Source organism: Geodermatophilus sp. SYSU D01106, from assembly GCF_054049995.1.
Genome location: NZ_JBJGYM010000002.1, coordinates 155,837 through 168,566, shown reverse-complemented (window position 1 = coordinate 168,566; position 12,730 = coordinate 155,837). Strand labels below are relative to the sequence as shown.

13 protein-coding genes are annotated in these 12,730 nt (G+C 76.1%); 11 read left to right on the top strand and 2 right to left on the bottom strand.

Annotated features, from left to right (window positions below; translation table 11 throughout):
* Positions 1 to 7: 7 nt before the first annotated feature.
* Positions 8 to 511, bottom strand: coding sequence for a toxin-antitoxin system HicB family antitoxin (locus ACI78R_RS03020; RefSeq protein WP_457039618.1), 504 nt, complete (start codon positions 509 to 511; stop codon positions 8 to 10).
* A 115-nt stretch (positions 512 to 626) separates the two neighbouring features.
* Here ACI78R_RS03020 and ACI78R_RS03015 point away from each other — a divergent pair, with 115 nt between their 5' ends.
* The 11 genes from ACI78R_RS03015 to ACI78R_RS02965 all read left to right on the top strand — a co-directional run bounded on the left by ACI78R_RS03015 (position 627) and on the right by ACI78R_RS02965 (position 11,105).
* Positions 627 to 1,547: an NADP-dependent oxidoreductase gene (locus tag ACI78R_RS03015; RefSeq protein ID WP_457039617.1), complete on the top strand. Its 921-nt coding sequence runs from the start codon at positions 627 to 629 to the stop codon at positions 1,545 to 1,547.
* Positions 1,548 to 1,630: 83 nt separating this feature from the next.
* Positions 1,631 to 1,951: an EthD family reductase gene (locus tag ACI78R_RS03010; RefSeq protein WP_336029239.1), complete on the top strand. Its 321-nt coding sequence runs from the start codon at positions 1,631 to 1,633 to the stop codon at positions 1,949 to 1,951.
* The gene (locus ACI78R_RS03005) at positions 1,948 to 3,498 is read left to right on the top strand and encodes an acetolactate synthase large subunit (protein ID WP_457039616.1); all 1,551 of its coding nucleotides are present in this window, start codon (positions 1,948 to 1,950) and stop codon (positions 3,496 to 3,498) included. Before ACI78R_RS03010 ends, ACI78R_RS03005 begins: the two co-directional genes overlap by 4 nt.
* Positions 3,499 to 3,573: 75 nt before the next feature.
* Positions 3,574 to 6,288, top strand: coding sequence for a putative bifunctional diguanylate cyclase/phosphodiesterase (locus ACI78R_RS03000; protein WP_457039615.1), 2,715 nt, complete (start codon positions 3,574 to 3,576; stop codon positions 6,286 to 6,288).
* A gap of 167 nt (positions 6,289 to 6,455) precedes the next feature.
* Positions 6,456 to 7,694: a CpaF family protein gene (locus ACI78R_RS02995; protein ID WP_457039614.1), complete on the top strand. Its 1,239-nt coding sequence runs from the start codon at positions 6,456 to 6,458 to the stop codon at positions 7,692 to 7,694.
* Positions 7,691 to 8,548, top strand: a complete 858-nt coding sequence (locus ACI78R_RS02990) for a type II secretion system F family protein (RefSeq protein WP_457039613.1) — start codon at positions 7,691 to 7,693, stop codon at positions 8,546 to 8,548. Before ACI78R_RS02995 ends, ACI78R_RS02990 begins: the two co-directional genes overlap by 4 nt.
* The gene (locus ACI78R_RS02985; protein ID WP_457039612.1) at positions 8,545 to 9,486 is read left to right on the top strand and encodes a type II secretion system F family protein; all 942 of its coding nucleotides are present in this window, start codon (positions 8,545 to 8,547) and stop codon (positions 9,484 to 9,486) included. The genes ACI78R_RS02990 and ACI78R_RS02985 overlap by 4 nt, the downstream gene beginning before the upstream one ends.
* A gap of 29 nt (positions 9,487 to 9,515) precedes the next feature.
* A complete protein-coding gene (locus tag ACI78R_RS02980; RefSeq protein WP_454553048.1) occupies positions 9,516 to 9,725 on the top strand; it encodes a hypothetical protein in 210 nt (69 codons plus the stop codon).
* A 64-nt stretch (positions 9,726 to 9,789) separates the two neighbouring features.
* Positions 9,790 to 10,185 (top strand): TadE/TadG family type IV pilus assembly protein, encoded by a 396-nt coding sequence (locus tag ACI78R_RS02975; RefSeq protein ID WP_457039734.1) that lies wholly within the window; start codon positions 9,790 to 9,792, stop codon positions 10,183 to 10,185.
* Positions 10,182 to 10,649, top strand: coding sequence for a hypothetical protein (locus tag ACI78R_RS02970; protein ID WP_457039611.1), 468 nt, complete (start codon positions 10,182 to 10,184; stop codon positions 10,647 to 10,649). Before ACI78R_RS02975 ends, ACI78R_RS02970 begins: the two co-directional genes overlap by 4 nt.
* Positions 10,650 to 10,703: 54 nt before the next feature.
* Complete coding sequence (locus tag ACI78R_RS02965; RefSeq protein ID WP_457039610.1) at positions 10,704 to 11,105, top strand: hypothetical protein; 402 nt, start codon at positions 10,704 to 10,706, stop codon at positions 11,103 to 11,105.
* A 6-nt stretch (positions 11,106 to 11,111) separates the two neighbouring features.
* On the opposite strand, the gene ACI78R_RS02960 is transcribed toward ACI78R_RS02965, so the two are convergent.
* A complete protein-coding gene (locus ACI78R_RS02960; protein ID WP_457039609.1) occupies positions 11,112 to 12,671 on the bottom strand; it encodes an LCP family protein in 1,560 nt (519 codons plus the stop codon).
* Between the last annotated feature and the right edge of the window lie 59 nt (positions 12,672 to 12,730).

Sequence of the window (12,730 nt, the reverse complement as noted above, 5' to 3'; positions counted from 1 at the left end):
GGCGGTGCTAGCGGGCCCAGCCGGTGAACTGCGAGCCGGCGGAGCGGCGGCCGCGCCGGGGGTCGGGGGAGGGGCGCGGGGCGGGCTCGACCGCGTTCGCGACGGCCCGGACGAGCCAGGTGTTCACCGAGACGCCGAGCCGGGCGGCCGCCTCGTCGACGCGGCCCTTGAGCTGCTCGGGCAGGCGCAGGGTGATGCGGACGGTCTCGCCCTCCTCCACCTCGGGCGCGGGCTCCGCCGCCGCGGCCGGCTCGTGCGGCTCGGGCGCCGGGGGAGGGGTGACGGCGAAGCCGATGTCGCTGCCGCGCAGCCGCACGTCGACCGAGCCGGGGGCGAGCTGGGCGGTGACCTCCTCGGCCGCCACCGACAGGGCGCTGAGCAGAGCGAGCCGGACCGATGACTCGAGCGGCGCGGCGAGGCGCTCGGCGAGGGCCTGCGCCTCCTCGCCCCCCGGTGCGGCGGCCAGCGCGAGCTCCCGGCGGAGCTGCTCGACGAACGGCGTGAGGTCCATGACGTCATCCTGACACCATTGTGACGTCACGCGCAACCACCGTGACGTCACGACCTCCCGCGGTCGGCGCGGGGCTCCGGCCGGTCGTAGGTTCGCGGTCATGCGGGCTGTCGGGGTGACCGAGTTCGGAGGGCCCCGCGCCCTCGCCGTCGTCGACGTCCCGGACGAGCCGCTCGGCCCCGGGCAGGTGCGGCTGCGCGTGCTGGCCACCGCGGTCAGCCCCACCGACACCCACCTGCGCGAGGGTGCGTACGCCGGCCGCGACCCGGTCAAGACGCCGCCGTGGGTGCCGGGCATGGACGCCGCCGGCGAGGTGGTGGAGGTCGGCGACGGCGTCGACCGGGTGGCCGTGGGCGACGCCGTGATGGCGATCGTCGTGCCCACCGGCGCGCACGGCGGCTACCGCGAGGACCTCGTCCTGCCGCAGGGCTCGGTGGCGCGCGTGCCGGCCGGGGCCGACGCCGTCGCCGCCTGCACCCTGCCCATGAACGCCCTGACCGCGCGGCTGGCCCTCGACCACATGGCGCTGCCACCGGGGTCGGTGGTGGCGGTGACCGGCGCGGCGGGCGCGTTCGGCGGCTACGTCGTCCAGCTGGCGAAGGCCGACGGGCACACCGTCGTCGCCGACGCCTCCGAGGCCGACGAGCAGCTCGTGCGCGACCTCGGGGCCGACGTCGTCGTCCGCCGCGGGGACGACGTCGCGCAGCGGATCCGGGCGGAGTTCCCCGACGGCGTCGACGGCCTGGCCGACGGGTCGGTGCAGGACGCCGCCGTGCTGCCCGCGGTCCGCGACGGCGGGAAGGTGACCACCGTCCGCGGCTACCGCGGCGACGGGTCGGGCCGGGTGGAGGTGTTCCCGACGCGGGTGCGCGACTACGCCGAGAACGGCGCCGCGCTGGACCGGCTGCGCGAGCAGGTGGAGTCCGGCGCGCTCACCCTCCGCGTGGCGCGCACCTTCGCCCCGGAGGAGGCGCCCGAGGCCCACGAGGCGCTCGCCCGCGGCGGCGTGCGCGGCCGCCTGGTGATCACCTTCTGAGGTCGCGCCGAGCCGCCCGTCCCTGCCAGGGTGGGGGAGTCCCGGGGCAGCGGTGCTCCGGGCCGACCGCGGAGGTGGCGCAGATGGTGCACAGGCTCGTCGTCAGCTACGGGCAGCCGGAGGACCCGGCGGCGTTCGACGCCTACTACCGGGACACCCACACCCCGCTCGCGGTGCAGATGCCGGGCCTGGTGCGGCTGACCACCGGCAAGCCGACGTCGATGGACCCGTCGCAGCCCGCGCCCTACCTCGTGGCTGAGCTCGACTTCGACTCCGAGCAGGCCATGGGCGCCGCCTTCGCCTCCGACGAGGGGAAGGCGACGGCGAAGGACGTGCCGAAGTTCGCCAGCGGCGGCGCCACGATGACCCACTTCGAGGTCACCGAGGTCCACGTCTCCCGGTGAACGGCGCCCAGGCACTGATCCGCACGCTCGTCGACGCCGGGGTCGACGTCTGCTTCGCCAACCCCGGCACGTCGGAGATGCACTTCGTCGCCGCCCTCGACGACGTCCCGCAGATGCGCGGCGTCCTCACCCTGTTCGAGGGGGTGGCCACCGGCGCGGCCGACGGCTGGGCGCGGATGACCGGCCGCCCGGCCGCCACGCTGCTGCACCTCGGCCCCGGCATGGGCAACGGGCTGGCCAACCTGCACAACGCCCGCCGCGGCCGGACGCCGATGGTCAACGTCGTCGGCGACCACGGCACCTCGCACAAGCGCCTGGACGCGCCGCTGGAGAGCGACATCGACTCCCTCGCCGGCACGGTGTCCGGCTGGGTGCGGCGCTCGCTGTCGCCGGCCGACCTCGCCGCCGACGCCGCGGACGCCGTCGCCGCGGCCGCCCGCGGGCAGATCGCCACGCTGGTGCTGCCCGCCGACGTGTCGTGGTCCGAGGGCGCCGAGGTCGCCGTCCCCGTGCCCGCCCGCCCGCGCCCGCGGGTCGCCGCGTCGGTCGTCGGCGAGGTGGCCGGGGTGGTGGGCGCCGGCGAGCCGACCGTGCTGTTCGTCGGCAGCGACGTCGTCGCGAGTGAGGCCGGGCTGCTGGCCGCCGCGCGGGTGGCCGCGGGCACCGGTGCGCGGCTGATGGCCGAGACCTTCCCCCCGCGCATGCTGCGTGGTGCCGGTCTCCCGGACATCGGCAAGCTGCCCTACCCGCCGGAGGTGGCGATCAAGGCGCTGGCCGGTACCCGGCACCTGGTGCTGGCGGGAGCGACGTCGCCGGTGCACTTCTTCGCCTACCCGGGCGTGCCGCCCACCCCGGTGCCCGACGACTGCTCGGTGCACGTGCTGTCGGCCCCGGGGGAGGACGGCGTCGCCGCGCTCGAGGAGCTCGCCGCGCAGGTGGCCGGCGACGCCGAGCCGGCGCTGCTGGAGGCCTCCCGCCCGGAGGTGCCCGAGGGCCGGCTCACGCCGCGGGGGGTCTCCGCGGTGGTCGGCGCGGTGCTGCCGGAGCGGGCGATCGTCGTGGACGAGGCGATCACCTCGGGCATCGGCATCGCCGAGCTCACCTCCGGGGCGCCGCGGCACGACTGGCTGGCGCTGACCGGCGGGGCGATCGGCGACGGGCTGCCCATGGCCGTCGGTGCGGCCGTGGCCTGTCCCGACCGGCCGGTGCTCGTGCTGCAGGCCGACGGCAGCGCCATGTACACGCTGCAGGCGCTCTGGACGATGGCCCGCGAGCAGCTCGACGTCACGGTGCTGCTCTACGACAACGCGTCCTACGCGATCCTGCAGGGCGAGCTGTCGCGGGTGGGCGCCACCGGCGGCGGGGAGCGGGCCGGGCAGCTGCTCGACCTGGGCGGCCCGGCGCTGGACTTCGTCGCGCTGGCCACCGGCATGGGCGTTCCCGCCACCCGCGCGGAGACGACCGACGAGCTGGCCGGCCAGCTGCGCACGGCGCTGCGCGAGCCCGGCCCGCACCTGGTGCAGGCGGTGCTGCGGCAGGGCGGCTGACCCCGGCTCACCCCCTCGGGGGAAGGCGGGGGACATCCGTTCCAGACAGTTCCGTTCCGGGCCGATGCAGCCCCCGTGAGCACGATCAGCGTCCGCCCCGGCCCGACGGTCCCTCCGGCGCTCCTGCGCCGCGGGGCCGTCGGCGCCGCCGCCGTCGTGGTCGCCCTGCTGCTCTGGGCGCAGGCGGCGCACTCCGGCACGTCGACCGGCACCGCGCTCTACTTCACGGTCGTCGGGCTGAGCGTCGTCGCCGCCTGGATCGGGGTCGCGCAGGGCACCCGCCGCCCCGCCGCCGTCTGCATCGCCACGGGCGTCACCCTCTCCGCCGCCGCCGACGTGCTCTGGGAGGTGCAGGTCGCCGTCGCCGGCGACAGCGCGGACGTCGGCCCCGCCGACGCCGTCTACCTCGCCAGTTACGTCGCGCTGGGCACCGGACTGGCGCTGCTCGCGCGCCGCGCCACCCACATCCGCGACCAGCGCCTCGCCGGCTGGCTCGACGCCCTCGTCGTCCTCGTCGCCGCACTGCTGGTGGTCTGGGAGGTGTCGATCGCCGCGACCATCCACGACGGTTCGCTCGACCCGTTGTCCCGGGTGGTGTTCGCGTCCTACCCGGCGATGGACGCCGCGCTGATCGGTCTCGTCGTCCGGCTGCTGCTCTCCCGCCGGCAGGGTGAGTGGGCCTCCCTGGCCGTGGCCGCCGCCTGCGCCTGCTGGCTCGTGTCCGACATGGCCTACCTGCTCGACGCCGACGCCGACTCCTTCGGCTCGTACCTGGACGCCGGCTGGCTCCTGGGCAGCGTCCTGCTCGCCGTCGCCGCCTGGCCGCAGACCGGCACCCCGGACGGCTCGCTCGCCGAGCGCCGGCGGTCGGGTCTCACCCGGCTCGCCGTCGCCCTGGGCGCTCTCCTGGTGCCGTCGACGGTGGAGGTGCTCCGGCACGCCGCGGGCGGCGAGGGGACGTCGCACGCGGTGTTCGTCACCACGGCCGTGCTCACGGTGCTGCTGTTCGTGCGCTGCTCGATCATCCTGCGCGGCGAGGCCACCGCCCGGGAGCTCGTCCGGTCGCGCGAGCGGTACGCCGCCAAGTTGACCGCGCACTCCTCCGACGCCGTCCTGGTCGTCGCCCGCGACGGCCGGCTGCTCAGCGACGCCGCGTCGCTGGCGAAGGTCCTGGGCACCTCGACTGCCGGGCTGGAGAGCACGGCCGACGCCGTCCGGCTGGCCGGCGTGGACCCGCGGGTGGCCGCCGACCTGTTCTCGCAGGCCCTGGTCGCCGAGGGCGCCACGGTCGACGCGGAGATCCCCGTGCGCCACCGCGGCGAGGAGCGCTGGATCAGCGTCCGGCTCACCGACCTCTCCGGCGACCCCGACGTCGGCGGCGTCGTCGTGCACGTCACCGACGTGACCGGCCGCCGTCGCGCCGAGGACGCCCTGGCCCACTCCGTGCTGCACGACGGACTCACCGGCCTGGCCAACCGCACGCTGTTCGCCGACCGCGTCGGCCAAGCGCTGCGGCGCACGGTGCGCGGCGGGGGCTCGGCCGCGGTCGTCTCGGTCGACGTCGACGGCTTCAAGGCGGTCAACGACGGCCTCGGCCACGCCGCCGGCGACGCGCTGCTGCGCGAGGTGGCGGCCCGGCTGCGCGCCGCGGTGCGCGCCGACGACACCGTGGCCCGCATCGGCGGCGACGAGTTCGCCGTGCTCGTGGAGCAGACCGGCGACGACGAGGCCGTGGCGACCGCGACCCGGGTGCGCGAGGTGCTCGCCGCCCCGATGACCCTCGCCGGTACGTCCGTGACGGTGACCGCCAGCGTCGGCGTGGCCGTGGGCCGCGGCGACGTGGGCGCCGAGTCGCTCATCGGCGACGCCGACCTCGCGCTGTACGCGGCCAAGCTCGACGGCCGCGACCGGATGAAGACCTTCACGCCGTGCATGCGGGCGCAGGCCCGCGAGGCGCGGGAGCTGGAGCAGGAGCTGCGCGGCGCCCTGGACGGCGGCGAGTTCCGGCTGGTCTACCAGCCCGTCGTCGGCCTGGGCGACCGCCGGGTGACCGGCTTCGAGGCCCTGCTGCGCTGGGACAGCCCGCGGCTGGGCCCGGTCGGCCCCGACCGGTTCGTGCCGGTGGCCGAGGCGGCCGGTCTCATGGGCCCGATCGGCGCGTGGGTGCTGGGCGAGGCGTGCGCGACGGCCGCGGCCTGGCTGCGTGACCACCCCCGTGCCGGGGAGTTCTCGATGGCGGTCAACGTGTCGGCCACCCAGCTGGGCTCGCCGGACCTGGTCGCCTCGATCGCCGCGGCCCTGGCAGAGAGCGGCCTGCCCGCGCGGTGCCTGGTGCTCGAGGTGACCGAGACGGCCCTGGTCGGCGACCCGGAGCGGGCGGCGGCGTGCCTGGCGGCGCTGCGGGCGCTGGGCGTGCGGCTGGCGCTGGACGACTTCGGCACCGGCTACTCGTCGCTGGCGCACCTGCGGCAGTTCACCGTGGACGTGCTCAAGATCGACCGCTCGTTCGTCAGCGGCATCGCCGAGGGCGAGCCGCTGCCGGCGATCGTGCGCGGCACCATCGACCTGGGCCGCACGCTGGGCCTGGAGGTGCTGGCCGAGGGAGTGGAGCACGAGCACCAGGCCCGGCTGCTGGCCGAGGGCTGCTGCGACACCGCGCAGGGCTACCTGTTCGCCAAGCCGCTGGAGCGCACCGACGCCGAGGCGCTGCTGCTGGAGCAGGCGGCGGTGCGCCGGCCGCAGGTGCCGGCGCCGCGCTCGCGGGTGGGCGAGCCGGTGCGCCCGGCCTGACCGGCCCGAAGCGCGTCGCCCTCTCGGTGGTCACCCGGGCGGGTGGATCGGCGCCGACCGTGCGTACCCGCTGTCCACAGATCGGCTGAGCGACCTGCCGCGGAACGGTGGCGTCTCCCTATGGTCCCGGCGTCCGCACGGGGGCGGACCGGGGAACGGGGGTGTGTGTGCCGACTGCGACGAGCGCGCTCGACGTCGTCGACGGCGAGGTGCGCGAGCTGATCCGCCGCCGCGGCCTCGACCCGTTCACCGACCCCGGGCCGGTGCGGGTGCTGGTGCGCGACGTGGTGGCCGACTACTCCGAGCGGTCGCTGACCTCGGCGCTGCCGCCGATCGGCGACGCCGACTCGGTGGTGCGCGACGTGCTGGACCGGGTGGCCGGCTACGGGCCGCTGCAGCGCTGGCTCGACGACCCCGAGGTCGAGGAGATCTGGGTCAACGAGCCGGGCCGGGTGTTCGTCGCCCGCCGCGGCCGGTCGGAGCTGACGACGACGATCCTGGGCGCCGGCGAGCTGGCCGACCTGGTCGAGCGGATGCTGCGCACCTCGGGCCGGCGCATCGACATGAGTCAGCCGTTCGTCGACGCGATGCTCCCCGACGGCTCGCGGCTGCACGTGGTGATCCCGGACATCACCCGGCGCCACATGGCGGTCAACATCCGCAAGTTCGTGCTGCAGGCGCACTCGCTGGACGAGCTGGTGGCCACCGGCACGCTGACCGTCCAGGCCGCCCGGTTCCTCGAGGCCGCCGTCGCCTCGGGCCTCAACGTGCTGGTCTCCGGCGGCACGCAGGCAGGCAAGACGACGCTGCTCAACTGCCTGGTCGCCGCGGTCCCGGCCCGCGAGCGAGTGATCACCTGCGAGGAGGTGTTCGAACTCCGCGTGCCGCTGCCCGACGTCGTCGCCATGCAGACGCGCCAGCCCAACCTCGAGGGCGCCGGGGAGATCCCGCTGCGCCGGCTGGTCAAGGAGGCGCTGCGGATGCGGCCCTCGCGGATCGTCGTCGGCGAGGTGCGGCAGGAGGAGTGCCTCGACCTCCTCATCGCGCTCAACTCGGGGCTGCCCGGCATGTGCACGCTGCACGCCAACAGCGCCCGCGAGGCGGTGGTGAAGATGTGCACGCTGCCCCTGCTGGCCGGCGACAACATCGGCCACGCGTTCGTCGTCCCCACGGTGGCCGCCAGCGTCGACCTGGTGGTGCACGTGGCCACCGAGGCGTCGGGTCAGCGGCGGGTGCGCGAGGTCGTCGCGGTGCCGGGGCGGGCCGAGGACGGCGTCGTCGAGCTGGCCGACGTCTTCACCACCCGAGAGGGCCGGCTGGTGCGCGCCGAGGGCTTCCCGCCGCACGCGGAGCGCTTCGCCGCCGCCGGGTTCGACCTGCCCGCGCTGCTGGAGGCCCGCCGGTGACCGGCGCGCTCCTCGGCCTGCTGCTCGGCGTCGGGCTGCTGCTCGTCTGGCGCAGCGGGCCGCGGGCGCCGCAGCGGCCGGCGACGCCGCGCCCGCCCGGACGGCGGGCCCGCCTGCTGGCCGAGGCCGGGCTGACCGGGATCAACCCGGCGCAGCTGGTCGCGCTGCAGGTCCTGCTCGCGGTCCTGGCCACCGTCGTCGTGCTGCTGACCACCGGGACGGTCAGCGTCAGTGTCGCCTTCGGGGTGTTCGCGGCCGCACTCCCGCACGTGCAGGTGCGCCGGCTGGCCGCCCGCCGCCGCGCCGACCTGCGCGAGGTGTGGCCGGAGGTGGTCGACAACCTGGCGTCCGCCGTGCGCGCCGGGCTCTCGCTGCCGGAGGCGCTGTCGGCGCTCGCCGTCCGCGGGCCCGAGGTGCTGCGCCCGCCGTTCGCGCGGTTCGCCGCCGACCACCGCTCGAGCGGCCGGTTCGGTGACGGCCTCGACCGGCTCAAGGCCGACCTCGCGGACCCGGTGGGCGACCGCATCGTCGAGACGCTGCGGGTGGCCCGCGAGGTGGGCGGCTCCGACCTCGGCCGGGTGCTGCGGACGCTGGCTACCTTCCTGCGCGAGGACGCCCGCGCCCGCGCGGAGCTCGAGACCCGGCAGGGCTGGGTGGTGCAGGCCGCGCGGCTGGCGGTCGGGGCACCGTGGGTGGTCCTGCTGCTGCTCGCCACCCAGTCGACGACGCTGGCCGCCTACGACAGCCCGGCGGGGACGGCGCTGCTCATCGGCGGTGGGGCGGTCTGCCTGGTCGCCTACCGGCTGATGCTGCGGATCGGGCGGCTGCCGCAGGACGTGCGGGTGCTCCAGTGAGCGCGTCGCTGACCGGGATGCTCCTCGGGCTCGCGGCCGCCGTCGGGCTGCTGCTGGCCGTCACCTTCGCGCCGCCGTTCCGCGCGGTGCGGCTGGTCGACCGGCTCGCGCCCTACGTGCACGACGCCCCGCCGCCGTCGCGGCTGCTCGGGACGGCAACCGAGCCGGGGCTGCTCGTCGCCGTCCGCCGGGTGTTCGGCCCGCTGGTGGCCGACGGCGCCCGGTTCGTCGACCGCGTGCTCGGCGGCCGGTCCGCGGTGCGCCGTCGTCTGGCCGCGCTGGGCGCCGAGCAGACCGTGGAGGACCTGCGCGTCGAGCAGGTGGTGTGGGGCGGGATCGGCCTGCTCGGCGCGGCCCTGCTCGCGGGGACCGGCGCGCTGGTGGTTGGGAGCGTCAACGTGCTGTCGGTGGCGCTGCTCTGCCTGGCCGGGCTGCTCGGCGGGGTGCTGGGACGCGACTGGTGGCTCACCCAGCAGGTGCGCCGGCGCGAGGAGCTGCTGCTCGCGGAGTTCCCCGTCGTGGCCGAGCTGCTGGCGCTCGCGGTGACCGCGGGGGAGAGCCCGACGGCGGCCATCGCCCGGGTCACCCGGCTGTCGGGCGGCGAGCTGGCCCGCGAGCTCGGCGGGGCGCTCGGCCGGGCGCGGGCCGGCGTCCCGCTGGTGCAGGCGCTGCAGGAGGTGGCCGACCGGACGTCGGTCGACGCCCTGGCGCGCTTCGTCGACGGCCTGCTCGTGGCCATCGAGCGCGGCACCCCGCTCGCGGAGGTGTTGCGCGCCCAGGCCGCCGACGTCCGGGAGGCCGGCAAGCGCCGGCTGCTGGAGGCCGGCGGTCGCAAGGAGATCGCCATGATGGTGCCGGTCGTCTTCCTGGTGCTGCCGGTCACCGTCCTGTTCGCCCTGTTCCCGGGGCTGATCAGCATCGTCTCGCTGGCGCGCTGAGCGCCGGTATCAACGGAGGAGGACGACGGATGCGGGCCCTGGCCTGGCTTCTCGCGCTCACGGCGGCCCTGGCCGCACGGCTGCGCAGCGGCGGTGATCCCGAGCGGGGCGACGTCCCCGGCTGGGTGATGATCACGGTGATGACGGCGGCGCTCGTGCTGGCCATCCTCGTGCCGTTCCGCGAGGCGATCGTGGCGGCGGTGCAGAACGCGCTGGCCTCCGTCACGGCCGGTGGCTGACGAAGGACCCCGTCCTCCCCACCCCTCGCTTCGCTCGCGGCGGGCCCCGGGACGGGGCCGTTCCATCACCTCACCTGACGCCGAGCGCGGGAGCGCCGTCGTCGACTTCGTGCTGGTGTCGGTCCTCGTCGTCGTGCTGCTGCTCGCGGTGCTGCAGGTGGCGGTCTACGTGCACGTGCGCAACGTGGTGACCGCGAGCGCGCAGGACGGCGCCCGGTACGGGGCGAACGCCGACGTGGCGGCGTCGGCCGCCACCGGCCGGACGCTGGAGGCGGTGGCCCGGGCGACGTCGGCCGGCACCGCAGAGGGGCTGGTGTGCACCGCGGCGGAGGAGGTCGACGCCACCGGACTGGTGCTGGTGACCGTGCGCTGCCGCGGCGCGGTGCCGACGCTGCTGGCCGGGCTCGGTGACCTGCTGCCGCTGGACGTCACCGGCCGGGCGGTGGAGGAGGCGCCGTGAGGTGGCTGCGCGCCCGGCTCGGGCAGGTCGAGGGCGAGCGCGGGTCGGCGCTGGTGGAGTTCGTCTTCGTCGCGCTGGTGGTGTTCGTGCCGCTGGTCTACGTGCTGGCCGGGTTCTCGGCGGTCCAGCGCGGGGTGTTCGCCGCGACGGCGGCCGCGCGGGAGGCCGGTCGGGCGCTGGCCACCGCGCCGGATCTCGGCTCCGGGCTGGCCCGGGCGGAGCGGGCGGCGCAGCTGGCGGTGGCCGACCAGTCGGTGGAGGCCACCGACGTGCGGCTGTCCTTCGCGCCCGCCGGTGCGGACTGCGCCTCGGCGGGCGGGTGGACGCCGACTCTGACGCCGGGCGAGGAGTTCTCCGTCTGCGCCACGGTGACCGTGCGGATCCCGCTGCTGCCGGAGTGGATCGACGCCAACACAGCGACCGGGCAGTTCGTCGTCGAGACCGACCGCTACGTCGACCGCTGACGGCGGGACCCGCCCTGCCCCACACTGACGCCCGACCGACGACGGGGAGGGTCCGTGACCACGGTGCGCGGGGCGGTGTCGCTGGGCGTCGTCGCCCTGGCCGGGGTGGTCGTCTACGCGGCGCTCGTCGTGCTGCCGTACTTCGTCAACGGTCTCGACCGCTTCCCGCTCGCTGACGTCGCGGTCGGCTACCACGATCCCAAGGACCTGTGGCCGGCCACGGTCCCGTACGTCGGCGGCTGGCTGCACCTGTTCGGCGTGCTGTCGATGGCGTTCGCGCCGGCCACGCTCGTGTGCGTGGCCTTCGCCTCCGGCTTCGCGTCGGTGTGGGCGGGCACTCGCCGGGCCTGGACCGTCACGGCTGCCCACGCCGTCGTCGTCCTGGGGTGCGTCGCGACGGCGGCCTGGTTCTTCACGCCCTTCGCGGAGGCGCTGGTCGGCTGGCAGCTGGACTGACCGCGGTCAGTTGATGCAGCTCGTGTCGTCGGCGGTGCGGGCGGGCCCGGCGTCCTCCGCGGGCGCGGACGTCGTCGGCTCCGTGGGCTGACCGATCGCGGTGAAGTCCGCGCCCAGGATGAGCTGCACGGTGCCCGCGGTCGCGTCGTCGGCCACCTCCGTCACCGCCCCCGGCACCTGCGCGGCGAGGGTGGCGGCGAGCGCCTCGTCGCCGGCGGCGTGCCGGATCACCGTGCGGTCGTAGTCGCTGGAGTCGGCGTTGCCGGTGGAGACGACGGGGAAGCCCGCCGCCTCGAGCGCCGCGGTGGCCGACGCGGCCACCCCGCCGATGCCCGAGCCGTTGTAGACCGCCACCGACACCTCCGATGGCTCCACCGGGTCCGGCGCCGGGGCGTCGGACGCGGGCGCCTCCGGCTCGGCTGACAGGTTCGCGAAGAACGCGTGCAGCGTCGCGTCGTCGGCGAGCGCCACGATCGAGCTGCCGTTCTCGTCCCGGGCGTCCGGGTTCTCGATCGGCACGGTCTGGAAGTCGATGCTGCCCGCCGTCACCCCCTGCATCTGCGCGGCGAGGTCGAGCAGGTCGAGGTCCTGGTCAACGGTCAGCGACTCCGACGCCGCCTGCACCAGCCGGCGCTGCGTGCCGAGGTCGAGCAGCACGTCCTGCGACAGGAGCTTGCGCAGCACCCCGCTGAGGAACACCTGCTGGCGCACGATCCGGTCGAGGTCGCCGCGGGGGAGCGCGTCGGTGCCGTCGGGCCGCACCCCGTGCCGCTGCCGGACGAACCGCAGCGCGTCGACACCGGAGATCGTCTGCTCGCCGGCCGGGAACACCGCGCCGGAGTACTGCGAGTCGTCGACGGCGTAGCAGAGGTTCACCTCGACGCCGCCGATCACGCTGGTCAGCTCGAAGAAGCCGAGCAGGTCCACCTCGGCGTAGTGGTCGATGCGCAGGCCGCTGAGCTCGTTGATCGTCTGGATGAGCAGCTGCGCGCCGCCGGCCTGCCGCTCGGTCAGCGGTGCCGACTCGTCGACCTCCGAGTACCCGTAGGCGTAGGCCGCGTTGAGCTTGTCCATGCCGTAGCCGGGGATCTCGACGTAGGAGTCACGGGGGAAGGAGACGAACGACGCACTCGACCCGTCGGCCGGCAGGTGCACCAGGATCATCGTGTCGGTGTTGACGCCGGAGTCCACGCCGGCGCTGAGCTCGGCGAGCTGCTCGGGCGTGAGGTCCGCGCGGCTGTCGTTGCCCACCAGCAGCAGGTTCATCGCCTCCGGCGCGTCCCCGGAGTCGGCGTTGCCGTCGTCGGGGATGGCGTCGGTGCGGTTGACCCCGGCCTCGGCCACCTGGCCGAGGTACCAGCCCCACCCGCTGCCGGCGAGCAGCACCACGGACAGCAGCGCGGCCACCACCCGGGCGACGACGACCCCGCGGTGCGAGCGGACCCGTGGCTGAGCCGCCGCGGAGGCCGGCGGCGCCGCGTGCCGGGCGGACCGGCCCGCGCGCGGGTCGAGACGCGGCGGCAGCGGCCGGCCGGAGGGGTCGCCGGGCGGGGTGCGGTCGCTCACGCGCGGCAGGGTAGGGCCGCCCGGCGGCCCGTGGGTGCCGTCGGGACCCGGCTCGCCGG

Excerpts from the sequence above, each read along its gene's own strand:
- ACI78R_RS03010 (WP_336029239.1), top strand. The coding sequence starts at position 1,631 with ATGGTGCACAGGCTCGTCGTCAGCTACGGGCAGCCGGAGGACCCGGCG.
- ACI78R_RS03020 (WP_457039618.1), bottom strand. The coding sequence starts at position 511 with ATGGACCTCACGCCGTTCGTCGAGCAGCTCCGCCGGGAGCTCGCGCTG.
- ACI78R_RS02980 (WP_454553048.1), top strand. The coding sequence starts at position 9,516 with ATGCGGGCCCTGGCCTGGCTTCTCGCGCTCACGGCGGCCCTGGCCGCA.